Origin of the sequence: Paenarthrobacter sp. NPDC056912 (genome assembly GCF_042786555.1) — a bacterium.
Taxonomy (GTDB): Bacteria; Actinomycetota; Actinomycetes; order Actinomycetales; family Micrococcaceae; genus Arthrobacter.
Genome location: NZ_JBHUCD010000030.1, coordinates 1 through 18,867 on the forward strand (window position 1 = coordinate 1; position 18,867 = coordinate 18,867).

Here is an 18,867-nt window from a genome sequence, read left to right on the forward strand (position 1 = left end):
TGGGGGTGTTGTACAAGGAGCAGGCCTCGATTTCGGGGGCTGAGGTGGGTTGTCAGGGTGAGGTGGGGTCGGCGTCGTCGATGGCTGCTGCGGGGCTGGCTGAGGTGATGGGTGGTACGCCGGGTCAGGTGGAGAACGCGGCGGAGATCGCGATGGAACATAATCTGGGGCTCACGTGTGATCCGATTGGTGGGTTGGTGCAGATTCCGTGTATTGAGCGGAACGCGATCGCGGCGGCGAAGGCGATCAATGCCGCGAAGATGGCGTTGTGGGGGGATGGGACGCACCGGGTCTCCCTGGATGAGGTGATCGTGACCATGCGTGAAACGGGCAAGGACATGTCCCATAAGTACAAGGAAACCGCCATGGGCGGCCTCGCCGTGAACGTCGTCGAATGCTGAAACCCACTCTTGCGGGGCCCGCTCTGCGCCCTATGACGCTCGCGAAGCGCGCAGAGCAGGCCCCGCAACCCACGAACTTACAGACCAAACAGAAAGAACCCCATGACTCTCGCACCTGAAGGCCGTAAGTTGCTGCGCGTTGAGGCGCGTAACGCGGCGGTCCCGGTTGAACGCAAGCCCGAGTGGATCAAGGCCAAGGTCCAGATGGGTCCGGAGTTTGTTCAGCTCAAGAACCTGGTGAAAAAGGAAGGCCTGCATACGGTCTGTGAGGAGGCCGGCTGCCCGAACATCTTCGAGTGCTGGGAAGACAAGGAAGCCACGTTCCTGATCGGCGGGTCCGAATGCACCCGGCGCTGTGACTTCTGCCAGATCGATACCGGCAAACCCTCCCCGGTGGACAGGTTCGAACCCACCAAGGTGGCCCGCTCCGTCCAGGCCATGCAGCTGCGCTACGCCACCGTGACCGGAGTGGCCCGCGATGACCTCGAAGACGAGGGCGTCTGGCTGTACGCCGAAACGGTCCGGAAGATCCACGAACTGAACCCCGGCACCGGGGTGGAGCTGCTGATCCCGGACTTCTCCGGCAAACCCGAGCACATCGCCGCGATCTGCGATTCCAAGCCCGAGGTCTTCGCGCACAACGTCGAGACCGTGCCCAGGATCTTCAAACGCATCCGCCCGGCGTTCCGGTACGAACGTTCCCTGGACGTCATCACCCAGGGCCGTGATCTGGGCATGGTCACCAAGTCCAACCTGATCCTGGGCATGGGCGAAACCCGCGAGGAAATCTCCGAAGCCCTCCGGGACCTGCACGCGGCCGGCTGTGACCTGATCACCATCACCCAGTACCTGCGCCCCTCCGAACGGCACCTGCCCGTGGACCGGTGGGTCAAGCCCCAGGAATTCGTGGACCACCAGCAAGAGGCCGAGGAAATCGGCTTCCTCGGGGTCATGTCCGGGCCGTTGGTGCGCTCCTCGTACCGGGCCGGCCGTCTCTGGGCCACCGCCATGCGCAAGAAAGGCTGGGAAATCCCCGCCGAACTGGCCCACATCGAGTCCTCCGGCACCACCCGCCAGGAAGCCTCCACCATCCTGGCCGCCCACGGCTAAGCCCTGCACACCGCACCACCATCACGCTGTACAGAATGACCGGATGCCGTCCGTAATGGCGGCAAAAACAGGAGAACGACGGCGGTCCGGTCGCCTTTCGCGTGCTGGTTCCGCCGCCCGGCCGGTCAGGGGCCTCCGGAACCGTTCGGCCGCGGCGGGGCCTCGGGCTCTACGGCCTCGGGAGCTTCGTCAGGGACTCCAACTGCCCGGTCGGGGATCCGTCCCGTGATGAACAGTGCCGCGATGGAGAGCAGCGCGGTCAGGGCGAGGGCAGTCCGGAGGGCGTCCAATCGTGAGGTGGCGTTGACTGCGATGATGGCCTCGGCTGTTCCTTGGTCCATCCCGGCTTCATCCAGCGCGCCCCGGAGCTGTGTGTCGGAAATGAAGGAGATCCCGCTGGCCAGCTGTACCTGGGCCTGCTCCCGCACCGAGTCCGGAACGGCGGGGTTGTCCTGGATGCCGGCAAGGAACGAAGTCCCCAATGTGGCGATCAGGGCCGAACCGATCAGTGCTGTCCCCAGCGAAGCCCCCAGGTTGGTGGCAGTGTTTTGCAGGCCGCCGACTTCGGCGCTTTGGGAATCGGGCACAGCGGAAACTGTGATGGCGCCCAGTTGCGAGGACAAAGCGCCCAGGCCGAAGCCCATCAAGAGCATGGGGACGGCGACGATGGCTGCGTTGGCGCCGGGGTCCATTCCTCCTACCAGGATGAGGATGCCGGCGATCATGAGCGCCAAACCCAGCCGGACCACCCGGCGGGGGTTGGCTCGTGGCCAGACCTTCGGGATTCCGGCGGCGGCCAGAATCAGCGCCACGGACAGCGGGAAGACCCTGATGCCCGTCTCCAGTGCGCTCAATTCCAGGACCACGGACAGGAAGAGCGGGATAGTGAAGAACACGCCGGCTTGGACCAGGAATTGGGCGAAGAAGACACTGAGTCCGCCGGCGAGGCGCCGGTTCTTGAACAGGGCAGGATCAGTCAACGGCTCGCCGCCCGTGGCGGCAAGTTGCGAGGTCCGGCGAAGGAAGGCGTAGAGGACAAGCATCCCCACCACCAACAGCCAGAAAACGGCGGAAAGATCCAGGAGCGTGGGGGCGCCGGCTTTGGGCTGCACCCAGCCCCACTCGCCCGAACGCAGAACACCGAACACAATCATGCCGAGCCCCACGATGGACAACGCGGAGCCCAGCAGGTCCAGCTGGGCCTTGGCCGGTGGAACGTCCTCAACCCTGCGCAGGACCAGCAGGATGGCAAGGACAATGACGATTTCGCCGATGAAGACATACCGCCACGACGCGAACGTGGTCACGGCACCGCCGATCAGCGGACCGGCGGCCACTGCCATCGCTCCAGCGGCAGCTACTAGACCGTAGGCACCGGCGCGGCGATCGGGCTCAAAGTTGGCAGCAACCAGGGAGACGATCGCGGGCATGATCAAGGCTGCGCCAATACCCTCCAGCAAAGACCAGCCGATGAGCAGGACCGCGAGGTTGGGGGCCAGGGCAGTGATGAGGGAACCGGCGGCATAGATGACGAGGCCCAGGCCGAAAGCACGACGGCGGCCCATGATGGTGCCGATCTTGCCGCCAGTGATCATCAGGGACGCCATGACCAGCGTGTACAGCGTGATGGCTGTTTGGATACCAGTAATGGTGGTTCCCAGGTCAGCGGCAACGGTGGCCATCGAAACGTTCATCACTGAGCTGTCGAGCGTCATCAGGAACTGGCCGGATGCCAGCACGGCCAAGACAAGGCCGGATCCTGTCCGTACCCCTGGCGGCGCCCCGGGACTCATGGTTCCGGTGTCGTGAGCGGGACATTCGTCGCTGCGCGCATGATCGTCATGGTCCGCGCACGGCGGCAGTCTGTCAAGCGTTTTCGCAAACGCATTTTTGGCTCAAGATCAGCACAATGTTCGCGCACGGACGCCAGGAATAACAAGGATTCCGGCCAGAGTTGGCGGCCAAGCCCAGCGGCCCCAGCGGGCAAAACTGAGTACTCGCCAAGTGCGGGCAACCCATGTCTCCAGAGCACTGCCGCCTAGGCCGAACAACCCCGGATCCCTCGCGCATGGGAGCGCGCGGAGCAAGTGGTGAAAGGAGACGGACTGAGTACTCGCCGTGGCCAATCGCGTACTTTCGCGTCCCCGGCCGGGAGGAAAAAAGGCGTACATCCGAGAGTAGCCACGGGACTCACACTGACTGAACTATTGGGGTCATCGCTTCATCCGCTGGTTGCAGCGGGATGCTTGGGGTTGCTGCGGCTCCCCGGTCAGTACACCAACCAAGGAGTCATACCATGCGAAAACTTTCCAAGAAGAGCCGGATCACAGCTGCTGTTGCAGGCGTGGCCTTGGTAGCCGTCGGCGGCGGGGCTGCCTACGCCTACTGGACAACTACGGGTTCGGGCAGCGGCTCTGCGGCCAACTCCACGGGCGGTGGAACCGTGACGCTCCACGCCACGTTCGCGGCCGGCCTCGCACCAGGAAACACCGTGGCCGTTGCTTACTCGGCAGACAACGCGAGCACCACGAGCACCGTGGTGGGCGCCCTCCACCCCACCGTCACCACCAGCGACGCAGGCTGCCTGCCGGCGTGGTTCGAGGTCACCGCCGTCACCAGCAATTCCCTGGTGGCCGCCAACACCACCGGAACCTCCGTGGGTAGCGGAACCCTGAAGTTCAATGACAACGCCACTGTCAACCAGAACGCGTGCAAGAGCGCCACCGTGACCGTCAGTCTCACCAGCGACTAATAAGGGTCCGCGAGCCGGGGACCGCCTCACAGGAGGACGGTCCCCGGTTGGTCCGTCCGGTCCGGTTCCCAACGCTTCAGTCCGAAAGGAGACTCCATGCCCCAGCACCCAGTGCCCTCGACAAGGCTTTTCCGTCGGCCTGGAGTCACTTTCCGTGCAGTTGTCCTGGGGGCTTTGATTGTCTTGGCTGTGGTGGCTTCCCTCGGGGCCAGCGGCGGGCAGGGGAACGGTCAAGGAACTGCGCAGGCCAAGGTTTCCGGCGGAATTTCCGTGAAGTTGTCACCCTCCAGCCGCAGCACGGACCAAGGCCAATCCGCAGCTTTTTCCTTGACGGCATCCTCCTTGGGAGGCTTCGCCGGACCGGTAACGTTCTCCATTTCGGGACTTCCCGCAGGAACCACCGCCGCGTGGTCGCCGTCGTCGGTTGTCCTGTCGTCCGGCAGTTCGGCCAAGGTGACGCTGACCATCTCGACGTCGCCCACCACCCCGGCGGGCAAGTCCGATTTCTCGGTGACGGGAAGCAGCGGGAGCGTCCAGTCCTCCGCGGAAAAGGGGCAGCTGCACGTCCAGGAGGTCAAGCGGTCCTTCGCCATTTCGGGATCGTTGACCGGCCCATTGTCGCCCGGGGTTTCCCAGCCGCTGGACCTCCAGATCTCCAACCCGGAGGGTAAGAGCCTCGCGGTGACGAATCTGTCGGTCTCGATCGCCCAAGTGGTTCGAACGGCTGCGGCCGTAGCGGCCGGGCTTCCCTGCAGCGGTGCCGACTACAGCATCTCGCAACACTCGGGAAACTACCCGATTACGGTCCCGCCAGGGGCCAGTTCGCTCTCCACCTTGGGCGTGCCCCAGACGGGCTGGCCCCGTGTCACCATGCTGGACACCCTGCAACTCCAGGACGGTTGCAAGGGCGCCACCATCGAACTCACGTTCTCCGGGACGGGGCAGGCGAACTGACATGAAGACCACAGCCCGGATACCGCGCAGCGGACGGCTGGCGCGAACGGCAGCCGCCACCGCAGCTTTGTGCATCCTGGGCGGTGCAGGGTCCGCCTACGCGTACTGGGCCAGCACGGGCATCGGCAGCGGAGCGGCGGCCAACGGCACCATGCAGACTGTCACCGTTGATGCGCTGATCGCAGGTGACACCCCGCAAAACAGCCTCATCCCCGGCGGAACGGCCGACGTCGTCCTCCGTGCCTCCAACCCCAACCCCTACGTTGTCACGGTCATCGGCGTGGCAGCCAACGGCGCCGTGACCGCTGATGCTGGCCACGCGGGCTGCACCACTACCGGCGTGACCTTCACGCCACTTCTCCCTCAGCCGGTGACCATCCAGCCGAACTCGTCCGTCCTCTTCACCTTTCCCGGCGCAGCGAGCATGAGCACGGCATCGCTGTCCGCCTGCCAGGGAGCCCAATTCCGCGTTCCGGTGACTCTGGAGGTGCGGAAATGAGCCGGCTGCGCCAGTCCACTGATTCGCCCCGGGTGACTATGGGCGCTTGGAACCGTTTGGTGGTGATTGTTGTGGGCATTCTCCTTGTTTCCTGGGGCGGACCGGCGGCCAGCGCTTTCTGGAGCACTGTCAGCAGCAACCTCGGTGGCGCCAAGGCGGACACCGTTAACCAAGGCGCCAAGCCGGTGGCCGCAGTTGGCCAGGCCGGCAGCGTGACGGTCACCTGGACTGCAAGCACGACGGCGGCAAGCAAGCCCGCGACCGGCTACACCATTGCTCGTTACGCTTCGGCCACCGGCGGGACAAAGGTCGCTGCGGCCGGCACCTGCGCCGGAACCATCGCCGCGCTGAGCTGCACGGACAGCGCCCCCACGGGTACCTGGTACTACACGATGACGCCGGCCATTTCCCTGTGGCAAGGTACTGAAAGCCTGCGAAGCACAGCCACCGTAGTGGACGCCACGGCCCCAGGAGCTCCCACTGTGAACGCACCCGCATCTGTCACGGTTTCAACGGCGGCCAATGTTCCCGTCACCGGAACCGCCGAAGCGAACTCGACCGTTGTCCTCACCGTGACGGACGCCGGAGCCGCACACACTGTCACCCAGACGCGTACCGCCAATGGCTCGGGAGCCTGGAGTACCTCGGGGTTGAACCTGAGCACCCTCAACGACGGGCCCATCACCTATTCGGCACGCGCCACGGATGCCGCGGGAAACACCGGCCTGCCAGGGACAGACACATCCAGCAAGGATGCCACTGCCCCCACGGTCGCCAACGTCCAGCTCAGTAACGCCGGCGGAAACCTTGGCCGGATTGAACGCGGGGACGTGGTGACGCTGACCTTCTCCGAAGCCCTGGACGCGAGCACCATCTGCAGCGCGTGGACGTCCGACACGGCCACGCAGACAATCAATGGCAACAACCAAGTGACTGTCACCGTGAACTCCTCTGACAGCCTGACCGTGGGTGTCACCTCCAGCGGTTGCTCCACCTTCAGGCTCGGCACGGTGTCCCTGGTGGGCAACTACGAAAACTCGGGTTCGTTGACGTTCAAGGGAACGGGCAGCAGTGCCTCGGTCCTGCAATGGAATCCCACGGCCAAGACGCTCACCATCACCTTGGGCACCATGTCCGGAACCCCGAACTCGTCAGCCCAGTCCCCGGCCGCCGCGAAGTTCGCACCGCAGTCCGGGTTGACTGACATCGCGGGCAACTCCCTTTCAACGGGGCAAGTCACCAGCCCCACCGCTTCGAGCTTCTGACAGTACGGGACCCAAGCAGTACGGGACCCAGGGAACAACGACGCCGGTTGGTCACCTTCAATGGTGGCCCACCGGCGTCGTTCGCTTTGTTAGGTCGTTCGCTTTGTTAAAAGGGGTCGCCAAATCCGTGATTGACATCACGGCATACATGGGCGACTCTTTAAGTGTTCCACAAAAAACAACTGAGTTCCAATATTAGCAACGAGGCAAAATCTGATGGCTGATCCCCGAACCCTCTCGACAGTGCAGCGCACCCTTGAGGTCTTGAAGTGTTTCTCGGCGGATCGGCCCGAGTGGGGTGTGACCGAACTTGCCGACAGGCTTGGCGTTCACAAGTCCCAGGTTCACCGGGCACTGGCAACCCTCAGCGCAGAAGGCTTCCTGGTTCCCAACCCCGTGAGCCGCAAGTACCGCCTTGGCCCGGCACTCGTTCGGCTCGGCATCATTGCCGGCGAGTCCGGCGGGGTGCCGCAATTGGTGCAACCCGTTCTGGAACGGCTCGCGATGGAGATGGGCGAAACCGTCGTCTTTAACCTCGCGGCGGATGCGGAGTACGTGATGCGTGCGGCCGCTGACGGGCCCGGCGCGATCCGCTTCGCCCTGACATTGAACCGCAGGTTCCCTTGGTACGGGGGCGCCTGCGGGCACGCTATCTTCGCGCATCGAAGCGAAAAAGAAATCACATCGCTTCTCAACGGCGGGTTCAACCAGTCAACGGAGAGTGGACCCCACACCCGCGAGGACATCCTGAGGCGGCATGCCGCTGTCCGGGAGCATGGCTTCGCGGTCTCCGTTGGCGAGTACGACGAGAAGGTCATGTCAGTGGCCGTCCCCGTACGGCTCGATTCCGACGTCATCGGATCCGTAGGCGTCGTCGGAGTCCCGGCGCTGTTGGCCGGCAGGGAAACCCAGTTGGCCACCGAGCTTATGGCCGCAACGAACATGCTGGCAGAACAGCTCTCCTCGGGAACTTCACTGCTTGCCACGTAAGCAGCACCAGTAACCGTTCCATCTGCGGCAGTTTGCGCAGCACGTCACCTCAAAGATGAGGCGACCGGCACCGTGATTTCGCGCGCCTTGGCGCACCCCTCCACCTTCCCATCGTAGAAATCAGCAGGAAATGTCACAGCCACTCAACGTCAAAGAAGACACCCAAGAACGGCATCCCCGGGCCTTCGAGCCCACAACCCTCGTAGTCACAGTCATCTTGAGCGTCCTGGGTGCGGTGATAGGTCTCCACCTCATCACCACCCTTGGAATCTCAGCGAACACCTCGGTCATCGGCGCCCTCATCGCGATGATTATTGGCCGCATTTCGTTCTTCGGCCTCAGCAAGATGCGCGACATCAACCGCCAGAACCTCGCGCAAAGCGCAATCTCGGGGGCGACCTTCGCCGCCGGCAACTCCCTGCTGACACCCATCGCAGTTCCCTTCGCTTTCGGGCGGGCCGACTTGGTGGGCCCCATGCTGATCGGCGCGTCCATGGGCCTGCTGATCGATGCCTGGATCCTGTACAGGAGTTTCGGCTCCAAGTTCCTGCCGGCTGACGCGGCCTGGCCTCCGGGTGTGGCTGCCGCCGAAACCATCATTGCGGGGGACAAGGGCGGGAAGCGGGCGCTGCTCCTGGCCGCCGGTGGAGTGGTGGGTATTGGTGCTTCATTCTTTGGCCTGCCCATGTCCGCAGCCGGCGTTGCCCTGATCGGCAACGTTTGGGCGCTGGGCATGTTTGGCATCGGCTTGCTGCTCAGCCAGTACGCTCCGGCCATACTGGGCTTCACGCTTTCGTCCATCTACGTTCCGCACGGAGTGATGATCGGCGCCGGTATCGTGGCCCTGATCCAGGCAGTCCGGATCCTGTTGGACAAGAAGTCCAAGAAGGACAGGGAGAAGGAGCGGCTCCACGCCGAGGCTCGCGCAGCGGCACCTGCCGACCCTTCGCTGGTGCCCACCGTTACGGCGTCACGCCTCCGCAGGACCTTCGCCTCGGGCTACGTGTTGTACGTCATTGGTGCGCTTGTCCTGGCAGTCCTCGGCGGACTGTGGACGGAAATGTCGTGGCCGGCAGTCATCGGATGGGTCCTCTTTGCCGCCGTTGCTGCGATCGTCCACGAGATTATTGTTGGCCTCGCCGCCATGCATGCGGGGTGGTTTCCAGCCTTCGCCGTGACGCTCATCTTCCTGATCGCAGGCCTCCTGATGAACATGCCGGCAGTGCCGCTGGCATTGCTGGTTGGCTACTGCGCAGCCACAGGCCCGGCCTTCGCGGACATGGGCTACGACCTGAAGGCAGGGTGGATCCTCCGCCGTGACCGCAGGCCCTACACGGTTTACGAAATCGAGGGTCGCCGCCAGCAACTCCTCTCCGCCATGATCGGCTTCACGGTTGCCATCGGCCTGGTGGCCTTGCTGTGGAACAGCTACTTCACCGCAGGAAACCTCCCACCGGCAGCGGTGGTGTACGCAGACACCATCAAGACCGGACTCGCCAACCCGGACGTCATCCGCAACCTCGTCATCTGGGCCATCCCGGGTGCCGTCATCCAGCTGCTGGGTGGCGCCAAGCGCCAGATGGGCGTGCTGCTGGCCACCGGTCTCCTGATCGGAACGCCCAACGCAGGCTGGTTGGTTCTCGCGGCCCTGGCCTTCCGTTTCCTGTGGACCAAGTACCGGCCCAACGACGGTGAATCCGAAGTCTCGCTCATCGGCGCGGGCCTCATCGCCGGAGATTCCATCTACTCCGTTGGCCGGATCTTCAAGGGCTAAGGCCCTCGCCCCGTTCCAACCCCGCACCAACTCTCAACATCACGACTCAAAGGAATGAACCATGGAAGTAATCAGCAGGATTGAAGCCCGCAGCGAGTACTTGTCTTTCGAAGCCTCGCTCGGGGCCCGGAAGCTGATCGAAGAAGTCATGCTTGTTCGCAAGGGCGAAAGCGTCGTCATCACAGCCGACACCTCATCGGATCAGCGGGTAGTAGAGCTGACCGCGGCTGCCGCCTATGCAGTGGGTGCCTATCCCACGATTGTGCGCTACGAAACCCGCACCATGTCGGCCTTGGAACCGTCACCGCCGGTCGCTGCCGCTGTGGCTGCGGCAGACGTGTGGATTGAATACCAGCTGGGCTACATCATGCATTCGGACGCCTTCCGAACGGCACTGGCCAACGGCGCCCGCTATATCAATCTCACTGGCATGGACGTCCAGATGCTGGTGGACACCGTGGCCCGCGTGGACTACCAGGGCGTCACGGAACTCGGTCACGTACTGGTGGGTCTCCTGGAGCAAGCGCAGGATATTCGCATCACGTCCGCCGGAGGGACCGACATCAGCGGACGGCGCGGGGACCGCCCCATCAACCTCCGCGGACTGCCGGCCACCCAGCCGGGCCAATCCGTCATGCTCTCGGGACAGATCTCCTTCAACCCTTTGGAAGACACCCAGAACGGCGTCATAGTTTTCGACGGCGGTGCGTGGCCGCCTAATGAAATCGGCATCCTCAGGTCTCCGGTCAGGTTCGAAATCAAGAACGGCGTGGTTGTGGACATCAGCGGCGACGGAGCGGATGCGAAAACATACGCCGACTGGATGGCATCGCTGAACGATCCCAACATGTACCGGGTGGCTCATTGGTCGCTCGGATTCAACCCAGGCGTCCGGAAAGTCACCGGACGCATCGTGGAGGACGAGCGTGTCTTCGGCTGCGTGGAGTTCGGCTTTGGCACCAAGGGGTCCTGGATCGGCGGAGAGCACTGGGTTGCGGCAGCGCACACGGACGCCAGCCTGATCGCACCGTCCATCTATGCCGACGGAGAGGCGATCGAGGAAAACGGCCGCTACGTGCACCCCAAGGTCGTGGAGATTTGCCGCCAGATGAACATCGAGGGGTACTGAGCGGGATGGCGGCTGTTTTGACTGGAACCAGCCGGGTGGAGCGAGATGGTTTGGTGTTCCTGGAGCATTCGTTCGCTCTTCCGTTGAAGCATGGGGACTCTTCCCCGGGGGTTCCCGGCCGGACCATTGAAGTGTTCGCGCGCGAAGTGGTGGAAGCGGCCGCTGAGCACGAAGACCGTCCGTATTTGTTGTGGTTGCAAGGCGGTCCGGGCAACGCGGCCGATCGTCCAGGTATTCCGGGCGGGTGGCTGAAGCGGGCGTTGGAAGAGTTCCGGGTGGTCTTGCTGGACCAGCGCGGAACGGGGCGTTCGTCGGCAATCACGCAACACACCCTTCCGCCTGGAAGCGTTGAAGAGCAGTCGGATTATTTGACGCTTTTCCGTGCCGATTCAATCGTCAGGGACGCGGAACTCATCAGGGGCCGGCTCACTGGCGGCAGGAAGTGGACCGTGTTGGGCCAGAGCTTTGGCGGGTTTTGCGCGCTGACGTATCTTTCGCTGGCGCCGGGCGGGCTCGAAGCGGTGATGATCACCGGCGGCATTCCGGATATCAACGCGGACATCCGGGATGTCTACCGGGCCAACTATGGCCGGACGGCCCTGAGGACCGAGGAGTTCTTCGCTACGTATCCTGCGGACCGTGAACGGGTCCTGGCCATCAGGAACCACCTGCTGGGCCACGATGAGTTCCTTCCCACCGGTGAGCAGCTGACACCGGAAAGGTTCTTGAGCCTGGGGATTCTGTTGGGCACCAAGGCCGGTTTTGACCAGTTGCACTACCTCCTCGAGGGCACCTTCACGCAGGAGGGGCAGCGGGGGCTGTCGGCTGCTTTCCTGGCCGACGCCGGTGCTGTCCTTTCGTTCGCGAAGAGGCCGCTGTATGCGGTTCTTCATGAAGCTATCTACGCGGACCAGGCCAGTACCGGATGGGCTGCGCAGGCGGTCAGGGAGGAGTTCCCTGACTTTGTTGATGCTGCGGTCAGCGCCGAGGGCCCGGCGCTCCTGACGGGAGAGATGATTTTCCCGTGGCAGTTCGAGCAGGATCCGGCGTTGCGGCCGTTGAAAGAGGTGGCCCATCACCTGGCGCAGCGCACGGACTGGCCCGGCTTGTACGACGCTGAGGTGTTGGCCGCCAACCTCGTTCCGACGGCGGCCGTCATGTACACCGAGGACATGTTCGTCCCGTACCAGGGATCGGTCCGAACGGCGGCCGGGATCGGCAATTTCTCAGCGATTTCCAACGATAAGTACCAGCACGACGGAATCCGCCAGGACGGCGCGGAACTGCTGGACCAACTTCTGAAGAAAGTAAGGAACTGACATGTCCTGGAGCCACGTCATTGCCGCATACGACGCCCTCGATACCCCGGAAGCCAGCGGCGCCGCCGTCGCAGCGCTGCTGGCCAAATACGGCACGGCGGATATCACCGTCACTCCGGTGACGGGGGACGACGGCGAAACGGACTTTATCAAGGTGCTGATCCCGGGCACGCACGGAAAGACCGTGGGAGGAACGGCCAGAACGTTGGGAATTGTCGGGCGCCTTGGCGGTTTAGGGGCACGCCCCGCCCAGACGGGGTTCGTCTCCGACGGCGATGGGGCCCTCGCTGCCGTGGCCGCGGCGGCCAAGCTGACAGACATGGCGAACCGCGGCGACAGACTGAGGGGCGACGTCCTCATCACTACTCAGATTGACCCGGATGCGCCCACCGCGCCGCACGAACCGGTTCCCTTCATGGGTTCCTCCGTAGCGATGTCCGTGGCAAACCACCACGAAGTCCTGCCGGAGATGGACGCCGTCCTCTCGGTGGACACCACCAAGGGCAACAGGATCTGCAACCACAACGGTTTCGCGATCACTCCGACCATCAAGGACGGCTGGATCCTGCGTGTGTCCGAGGACCTTCTGGACATCGTAGAAAGAACCAGCGGAATGCTCCCGGTGGTCATGCCCATCACCATGCAGGACATCACTCCCTACGGAAACGGCATCTACCACGTGAATTCGCTGGTTCAACCGGCAGTTGCCACCACCGTGCCCGTAGTAGGGGTAGCCATCACCACGGTCTCGGCCGTTGCGGGTTCGGCCACGGGGGCCACCAGCCTGCACAGTGTGGAGTCCACGGTGCGCTTCATCCTGGAGGCCGCCAAGGACTTCACTGCCGGGCGCATCGACTTCATGGACGCGGACGAGTACCAGCGGCTCGTAGGACTCTATGGATCCATGAGCGTCCTGGCGGAAGCAGTCCCGTCCGTCGCGTGATGATGGGCACTATCTGCACCCAATCCCCAAGCAGGCCAGCAGGCGGCGCGTAAACTTCGAAGCGGACGCCAGCGCCGCCGTCGTACGTTTTGATCCTGCGACGAAAGGCGAGCCGCTCCTTGAAGGCTGTAGCGGAAATGTTCTCGATGGGCCCTGGAAACAAGGACCACCATCCGGCTCTTCGCTGCGCTGTAGGGGTTTTCGTGCCGCTGATTACGCTGACGCTGATCGGTCGGCTGGACTTGGCCGTTTTTGCGTCGTTCGGTGCGTTCACCGGAATCTACGGCCGCAACGAACCGCACAGCGTCCGGTTCCGCAGCCAGCTGCGCGCCGGTGGTTTCATGCTGGTGGTTATCCTGCTCGCGACGCTGATGGCACGCGGAGCGCAAGCGTGGGGGATCGACGGGGCTGCGTATTCGTGGCTCCTGACCGCCGCAACTACCCTGGTTGCCGGCGGGTGTTCGGTGGTGGTCGCGGCGTGGCGGCTACGGCCCGGCGGATCCCTCTTCCACATTTTCGCGTTCGCAGCGATTGCTTCCATTGCTGCCCAGCCGCCGCTCTGGGAGGCGATGCTGGTGGCCGTCCTGACCACGGGATTCTGCCTGCTGATCGGCATGTCCGCCCGTGTGGTGAAGAGCCACAGGACGCCGTGGAAGCGGCCGCCTCGCATCCGGCACACGACGCTTGAACGCCGGGCGATCTGGCTGGAAGGCGGCGGCTACCTGGTGGCGGCGGGCCTCGCGGGAACCATCGCCACGTTGGTGGGGGAGAGGCTCGGGTTCGGACACACGTACTGGGCCATGGTGGCCGCCGTGGTTCCGCTGGTGGGCCATTCCACCCGCCACCGCGTCAGCCGCGGCATCCAGAGAATCGCGGGAACGGTGATCGGCCTGGTGCTTTTGGCCGGCATCCTGTGGCTCAACCCGGCGCCGTGGGCCATGGTCCTGGTGATCGCGGCCTGCCAGTTTGGCGCGGAAATGTTCATCGCCCGGCAGTACCTTGTGGCACAGGTTTTCGTGACCCCGTTGGCGTTGATTGCCACCTTGCTGGCCGCACCCGTGGATCCGGCCCTGCTGCTGCGCGACCGCATCGTCGAAACGGTGATCGGTGCCGCCGTCGGCGTTTCCGTGGTGGCAGCGCCGGCCGTTTGGCGTCGTCTCCGGCCCGGGCGCCCGGTCGCTTAAGCGAACAGCCAGGGTGAGCGCTGGCTGGACATAATTGATCAGTACACATATAACTAGATAGCCAAGCTACTAACTAGTAAAGATGTGGGAGAAGACGATGACAGTCGCGCTGCGTGATCCAAGCTCCACACCAGTGGCTGAATATGCCGTGCAAGACGCCCCCGAACAGGTGGTCCCCCTCGGCCCCATGCACTGTGGGTCGAGCATGGCCATCTCCGCAGGGCCTTCCCACGACGCCATGCAGTGGGTTTCGGTAGATCCAATCTGGCCGGAATGGGTCTGCGGTTGCGGCTTTCGCATGGACATTGACGCCATTGATCCAGTGAGCGGCGTGTGGATCGCGGCCCTCCGGCACCAGAGCCTGCAGCGCGAACTGGCCGTTGCCCGGAACACCCTTGAGCTGGCGCTTACCAAAGCAGTTGCCGCTGGAGCTGAACCGAGGGCGCTGGCCGAGGCGTCCGGAGTACCCGCCGTCGAGATCGAATCCCTGCTCCGCTGAGGCTTACTGACCTTGTGGCCGTCCGCGTTGATCGCGGGGCCGTGCACAACATACAGGTCCATAGCGGTATGGAACATTCGTGCCGAACTGGGACCGCGTTACGAAAGAGAGAAGAAAAATGGGAATCATTGGTTGGATCGTTTTGGGCTTGATTGCGGGAGCCATCGCAAAGGCCATCAAGCCCGGCAACCAGGGCGGCGGCTGGATCGCCACGCTGATCCTCGGAATCGTCGGCGCCATCCTGGGTGGATGGATCGGCAGCGCACTGTTCAACGTTGGCATCAACGAGTTCTGGTCGCTTTCCACCTGGCTGCTCGCCATCGGCGGTGCGCTGATCGTCCTGATCATCTGGGGACTGCTCACGCGCAAAAAGGCATAACTGTGTGAATGCCAAGAGGCCCTGACGCTATTGCGTCAGGGCCTCTTTTGCGTTTCTAACGCCCCAAGATCCTGGCCTTCTGGGCCTGGAACTCTTTGTCGCTGAGAATGCCGGCGCTCTTCAGCTCCCCAAGCTGCTTGAGTTGGGTGAGCATGTGATCGGTAGGATCGACGACGGCGGACGGCGCCGGGACTGGGGCAGGCGGGACCTGCTGCACCACTCCTTGGTTGCCTGCGGCCGCGGCCGCAGCGGCGTCCTCGGCAGCAAAGCGTTGCTGTTGCCTGCGTTGCGTGCGGCCAAGCACTGAACCCACGACGGCGGCACGGGCTGCGGTTCTGAACAAGCCCACGGTGGACTTCCCTTCGTTCGTTGTGCGTAGCGGGCTAGTCGGCTGAGTAGCCCAGCGCGAGGTCGATGAGGAGGCGGGCACCGAAGCCCGTGGCTCCCTTGCTTCGCCACGCATCATCTTTATCGGATTGCATGGTGCCCGCGATGTCGATGTGGGCCCACGGGGTATCGCCGACGAACTCGGCGAGGAACAGGGCGGCCGTGGTTGCGCCGGCATAGGGGCCGCCCAGGTTGGAGATGTCGGCGACGTCGGAGTCCAGTTGCGGACGGTAGGCCCGTTCCAAGGGGAGCTGCCATAACTGTTCGTCAGCACGCCCTCCCGACTCCAGCACCAGGTCCACCAGGCGTTGGTCGTTCCCGAACACGGGAGCAGTGAGCTGGCCCAGGGACACGAGCGCGTTCCCGGTAAGGGTGGCGATGTCCACAATTCCGTCCACTTGGTCCTCAATGGCCAGGGTGAGGGCATCACACATGACAAGCCGCCCCTCGGCGTCGGTGTTTTTCACCTCGATAGTGAGGCCGCTGCGGGTGGTGAGGACGTCCCCCAACTTGTACGCGGAGCCTGACGGCATGTTGTCCGTGCACATGAGGAAGCCACTGACAGCAGCCTTGCAGTCGAGGTCGCGGAGGGCGGTGAATACTGCCAGGACAGCCGCCGCTCCACCCATGTCCATTTTCATGAGCAGGTGCATGGGATCGCTGGGCTTGAGGCTGACGCCGCCGGAGTCGTACATGATGCCCTTGCCCACCATGCCCAGGTGACCTGTTGGCGTACCTTCGGGCGTGAAGGTGAGCTTGAGCATTCTTGGCTCCTGGGCGCTGCCGGCGTTCACTCCAAGGAGGCCGCCGCACCGGAGGTCGATGAGCTGCTGCTTGTCGAACTCCTCAACCCCAAACCCGAACTTTTCGCCGAGTTCCTTGGCCGCCGCCCCCAGTCCGGCCGCCGTCAGATGGCTCGGCGGCGCATTGCACAGATCCCGGGCAATGGTGGCGGCCCGGACCGTGACCCGGCCAATGGCCACGCCGCGGGCAGCGGCATCAGCGTCAATACCGGGAGCCACGAACTGCACCACGCTCAGCGGGGTCTCATTGGCTTTGCTCTTGAGTGAGCTGTAGTTGTACCGGGCCAGCAAGACCCCTTCCGCCAGCGCTTGCCCCAGGAGTTCGGCATCCACGCCCTCCACGCCGGAGAGTTCGAACCCGATGCGCGAGTGGCGCTGGGTGGCCCGGACCAACGCAGCTGCGGCTTTGCGCCAACCATGCACGTCCAAGGAACCCGGTTTGCCCCCGCCCACCGCAATTATGAGGGCTCGGGAGGCATTCGCGAGCTGCAACGTGGACCCGGGTTTTCCGTCAAAGCCGGCCCGTTCAAGTGTCTCCCGGGTCAGCCCGATGGACGCCGGAACCTCTCCTTCCGATGCGACCAGGACACCTACCGCGTCAAGGTCATCGAAACTCTCCACAAAGTGCAGCCCGGTTTCGGAGCTTCCGATCGACGGGACGGGCGTGAAACCTTCCGCGATCAGTTTGTATGGTTCGTGGTTCACCGTTTCGCCTGTTCTGTAGTGGTTCGGGCTGTTGCGCTGGTTCCATCTGACGTTGCCGTGGATGGCTCCGGGATGGCATCGGGATCGTCGGGCTCGAGTTGTTCGGGCAGGTCGCCCTTCATGCGACCGGGCATGCGACCTGCCGGCACGATCGCCAACAAAGCCAGTCCGGACAGCCCCAGAAGGGATATTTGCAGGGCACGGAGGCGTGCCTCGGAATTGACCTCAATCGCCGCAGCCAGTTCGGCCGGGCTTCCCACCCGATCACCCAACACTGCTTCAACTTGTGCGTTGGTCATGAAGTCGGCGTCGTTGATGTTCACCTTGGATATGAGCTCCGGGGAGACTTCAGGGTGCGCGGCAGCGCCGCTGGCGATCAGGGAAGACAGCATTCCGACGGCGAACGCGCTCGCCACCGCGATACCCACGCTGCCCGAAAGGTTGTGGACAAGGCCACGCCAAGCGCCGACGTCGCCGGCCAGTTCACGGGGAGCCGCACTGAGCAGGGTGTTGAACACCAAGGCAACGATTGAGCCTTGGCCGAGTCCCAGCAGTATGAGTCCCAGCACCACGAAGGCTTGTCCCCAGTCGTTCTGAATAGTGAAGGCGAGCAGGATCAGCGCGCCGGCCACCACCACGAAACCGCCTTGGGCGATGGTCCGTGGAGGGAACTTCTCGTAGAGGAACGCCACGAAAGTGCTCGCAAGGAAGATGGACAGCGTGTAAGGGATGATCGAGAACGACGTCTCGATGCTGGAGCGTCCTTGCACGATCTGCATGTACAGGGGGATCAGGAAGTTGGCGGCCGTTCCAACAAAAAGCATGGTGGCCATGCAGGCAGTAACAGCGAGTTCGGAGCTGGTAGCCAGAACTCTGAGGTCGAAGATGCGCGGGAGTTTGGCATCCTGGCGTTTCCGTACCCACATGAAGAAGATCTGCCCGGTGATGAGGCCCAGAATGATCAGCAGGGGCGCCGGTGACAGGCCCAGGATGTCGAACGGGGCCTGGGCGGTGGCGAACCAGGTGCCCCAGGAGGACAAGCCGCTGAAGCCGAAGCTCAGCAGGATGATGCCCACGGCGGCGATGATGGCGCCCGTCCAGTCGATCTTCAGTGCGGGCTGCGCCGGGACCTTCTTGAGCCTGAAACTCAGCAGCAAGTTGATGGCTCCGAGGACCACCATCAGGGCGAACGAGTAGCGCCAACCGATGGTGGTGGCGAACCAGCCTGCCACCAGCAGGGCCAGCACGCCGGCGGCCGGGATGGCTGCAGCCAGGAGCCCGATGGCCTTGGCCTGCTGCTGGTCCTTGTAGTTGGTGGCGATGAAGACCGTGAGGGCAGGTGCGATGAGGGCGATGACTGCGCCGGAGGAGGCCTGGGCGATGAACAGCATCGCGGGGCTCAGGCTCAGTGCCACGCCCGCCATGGCGGCGGCATGGATTGCGACGGCGATTTGGAACACCTTGCGCGTTCCGAACCGGGCACCGACCTTTGCGCCCAACAGGATGAATGCGGCCATCGAAAACGTGCCGGCGGTGATGGCCGTGCCCACGGAGGTTGCTGCGGTATCCAGATCGGTGGTGATGCCCTGCATGGAGACGGTCAGCGCGTTGACTGCGAAGGATGCCTGGATCTGGGTGAGGACCACCACGATCAATGGCAGCCATGAGGCCGCCTTGACGGGTGGTGGTGTCGCTTTGGTTGTGTGGTCACTGGCCATGTCTTGCTCCTGTGGTTGTGCTGGGCCTGCTCGTACGGAACGGGCGCTGGAATACC

At 63.7% G+C, this 18,867-nt stretch carries 18 protein-coding genes; 14 read left to right on the top strand and 4 right to left on the bottom strand.

Features of this window, described 5'->3' with window-relative positions; translation table 11 throughout:
• Both ACFRJ9_RS22745 and lipA read left to right on the top strand, forming a co-directional pair.
• Positions 1-401: L-serine ammonia-lyase, iron-sulfur-dependent, subunit alpha (locus ACFRJ9_RS22745; protein ID WP_377671193.1), on the top strand; the 401-nt coding region annotated here is incomplete at its 5' end.
• Between the two features lie 102 nt (positions 402-503).
• Positions 504-1,511, top strand: coding sequence for a lipoyl synthase (lipA, locus tag ACFRJ9_RS22750; RefSeq protein ID WP_377672879.1), 1,008 nt, complete (start codon positions 504-506; stop codon positions 1,509-1,511).
• A gap of 125 nt (positions 1,512-1,636) precedes the next feature.
• Here the strand turns inward: lipA and ACFRJ9_RS22755 are convergent, their stop codons facing one another.
• Positions 1,637-3,250, bottom strand: a complete 1,614-nt coding sequence (locus ACFRJ9_RS22755; RefSeq protein ID WP_377673020.1) for an MFS transporter — start codon at positions 3,248-3,250, stop codon at positions 1,637-1,639.
• A 557-nt stretch (positions 3,251-3,807) separates the two neighbouring features.
• Between ACFRJ9_RS22755 and ACFRJ9_RS22760 the strand changes: the two genes are divergently transcribed.
• The 12 genes from ACFRJ9_RS22760 (at position 3,808) to ACFRJ9_RS22815 (ending at position 15,198) form a co-directional block, all read left to right on the top strand.
• A complete protein-coding gene (locus tag ACFRJ9_RS22760; protein WP_377672881.1) occupies positions 3,808-4,263 on the top strand; it encodes a hypothetical protein in 456 nt (151 codons plus the stop codon).
• A 96-nt stretch (positions 4,264-4,359) separates the two neighbouring features.
• Entirely contained in the window at positions 4,360-5,217 is an 858-nt protein-coding gene (locus ACFRJ9_RS22765; RefSeq protein ID WP_377672883.1) for a hypothetical protein, read from the top strand.
• Position 5,218: 1 nt separating this feature from the next.
• On the top strand, positions 5,219-5,716 hold the full coding sequence (locus ACFRJ9_RS22770; protein ID WP_377672885.1) for a hypothetical protein: 498 nt from the start codon (positions 5,219-5,221) through the stop codon (positions 5,714-5,716).
• Positions 5,713-6,981, top strand: a complete 1,269-nt coding sequence (locus ACFRJ9_RS22775) for a hypothetical protein (RefSeq protein WP_377672887.1) — start codon at positions 5,713-5,715, stop codon at positions 6,979-6,981. The genes ACFRJ9_RS22770 and ACFRJ9_RS22775 overlap by 4 nt, the downstream gene beginning before the upstream one ends.
• Before the next feature lie 216 nt (positions 6,982-7,197).
• Positions 7,198-7,971 (top strand): IclR family transcriptional regulator, encoded by a 774-nt coding sequence (locus tag ACFRJ9_RS22780; protein ID WP_377672889.1) that lies wholly within the window; start codon positions 7,198-7,200, stop codon positions 7,969-7,971.
• A 130-nt stretch (positions 7,972-8,101) separates the two neighbouring features.
• Positions 8,102-9,745, top strand: a complete 1,644-nt coding sequence (locus ACFRJ9_RS22785) for an OPT/YSL family transporter (protein WP_377672891.1) — start codon at positions 8,102-8,104, stop codon at positions 9,743-9,745.
• 61 nt (positions 9,746-9,806) lie between these two features.
• On the top strand, positions 9,807-10,874 hold the full coding sequence (locus tag ACFRJ9_RS22790; protein WP_377672893.1) for a hypothetical protein: 1,068 nt from the start codon (positions 9,807-9,809) through the stop codon (positions 10,872-10,874).
• A gap of 17 nt (positions 10,875-10,891) precedes the next feature.
• On the top strand, positions 10,892-12,193 hold the full coding sequence (locus ACFRJ9_RS22795) for an alpha/beta fold hydrolase (protein ID WP_377672895.1): 1,302 nt from the start codon (positions 10,892-10,894) through the stop codon (positions 12,191-12,193).
• 1 nt (position 12,194) lies between these two features.
• Complete coding sequence (locus ACFRJ9_RS22800) at positions 12,195-13,136, top strand: DUF1177 domain-containing protein (protein ID WP_377672897.1); 942 nt, start codon at positions 12,195-12,197, stop codon at positions 13,134-13,136.
• A gap of 119 nt (positions 13,137-13,255) precedes the next feature.
• Positions 13,256-14,320, top strand: coding sequence for an FUSC family protein (locus tag ACFRJ9_RS22805; protein ID WP_377672899.1), 1,065 nt, complete (start codon positions 13,256-13,258; stop codon positions 14,318-14,320).
• 97 nt (positions 14,321-14,417) lie between these two features.
• The gene (locus tag ACFRJ9_RS22810; protein WP_377672901.1) at positions 14,418-14,819 is read left to right on the top strand and encodes a hypothetical protein; all 402 of its coding nucleotides are present in this window, start codon (positions 14,418-14,420) and stop codon (positions 14,817-14,819) included.
• Between the two features lie 118 nt (positions 14,820-14,937).
• Entirely contained in the window at positions 14,938-15,198 is a 261-nt protein-coding gene (locus tag ACFRJ9_RS22815; RefSeq protein WP_377672903.1) for a GlsB/YeaQ/YmgE family stress response membrane protein, read from the top strand.
• Positions 15,199-15,253: 55 nt separating this feature from the next.
• Here ACFRJ9_RS22815 and ACFRJ9_RS22820 read toward each other — a convergent pair whose 3' ends face one another.
• Genes ACFRJ9_RS22820 through ACFRJ9_RS22830 form a run of 3 tightly spaced genes read right to left on the bottom strand, consistent with a single transcriptional unit; the run spans position 15,254 to position 18,811 of the window.
• Positions 15,254-15,547 carry an SHOCT domain-containing protein gene (locus ACFRJ9_RS22820; RefSeq protein ID WP_377672905.1) on the bottom strand — a complete coding sequence of 98 codons (294 nt, stop codon included), beginning with the start codon at positions 15,545-15,547 and terminating at the stop codon, positions 15,254-15,256.
• Positions 15,548-15,581: 34 nt separating this feature from the next.
• Positions 15,582-17,093, bottom strand: coding sequence for a leucyl aminopeptidase family protein (locus ACFRJ9_RS22825; RefSeq protein WP_377672908.1), 1,512 nt, complete (start codon positions 17,091-17,093; stop codon positions 15,582-15,584).
• Positions 17,090-18,811 (bottom strand): MFS transporter, encoded by a 1,722-nt coding sequence (locus ACFRJ9_RS22830; protein WP_377672910.1) that lies wholly within the window; start codon positions 18,809-18,811, stop codon positions 17,090-17,092. Before ACFRJ9_RS22830 ends, ACFRJ9_RS22825 begins: the two co-directional genes overlap by 4 nt.
• Positions 18,812-18,867: the final 56 nt, after the last annotated feature.

Excerpts from the sequence above, each read along its gene's own strand:
- ACFRJ9_RS22780 (WP_377672889.1), top strand. The coding sequence starts at position 7,198 with ATGGCTGATCCCCGAACCCTCTCGACAGTGCAGCGCACCCTTGAGGTC.
- ACFRJ9_RS22775 (WP_377672887.1), top strand. The coding sequence starts at position 5,713 with ATGAGCCGGCTGCGCCAGTCCACTGATTCGCCCCGGGTGACTATGGGC.
- ACFRJ9_RS22800 (WP_377672897.1), top strand. The coding sequence starts at position 12,195 with ATGTCCTGGAGCCACGTCATTGCCGCATACGACGCCCTCGATACCCCG.
- lipA (WP_377672879.1), top strand. The coding sequence starts at position 504 with ATGACTCTCGCACCTGAAGGCCGTAAGTTGCTGCGCGTTGAGGCGCGT.
- ACFRJ9_RS22830 (WP_377672910.1), bottom strand. The coding sequence starts at position 18,811 with ATGGCCAGTGACCACACAACCAAAGCGACACCACCACCCGTCAAGGCG.
- ACFRJ9_RS22760 (WP_377672881.1), top strand. The coding sequence starts at position 3,808 with ATGCGAAAACTTTCCAAGAAGAGCCGGATCACAGCTGCTGTTGCAGGC.
- ACFRJ9_RS22770 (WP_377672885.1), top strand. The coding sequence starts at position 5,219 with ATGAAGACCACAGCCCGGATACCGCGCAGCGGACGGCTGGCGCGAACG.
- ACFRJ9_RS22815 (WP_377672903.1), top strand. The coding sequence starts at position 14,938 with ATGGGAATCATTGGTTGGATCGTTTTGGGCTTGATTGCGGGAGCCATC.
- ACFRJ9_RS22810 (WP_377672901.1), top strand. The coding sequence starts at position 14,418 with ATGACAGTCGCGCTGCGTGATCCAAGCTCCACACCAGTGGCTGAATAT.
- ACFRJ9_RS22785 (WP_377672891.1), top strand. The coding sequence starts at position 8,102 with ATGTCACAGCCACTCAACGTCAAAGAAGACACCCAAGAACGGCATCCC.
- ACFRJ9_RS22765 (WP_377672883.1), top strand. The coding sequence starts at position 4,360 with ATGCCCCAGCACCCAGTGCCCTCGACAAGGCTTTTCCGTCGGCCTGGA.
- ACFRJ9_RS22790 (WP_377672893.1), top strand. The coding sequence starts at position 9,807 with ATGGAAGTAATCAGCAGGATTGAAGCCCGCAGCGAGTACTTGTCTTTC.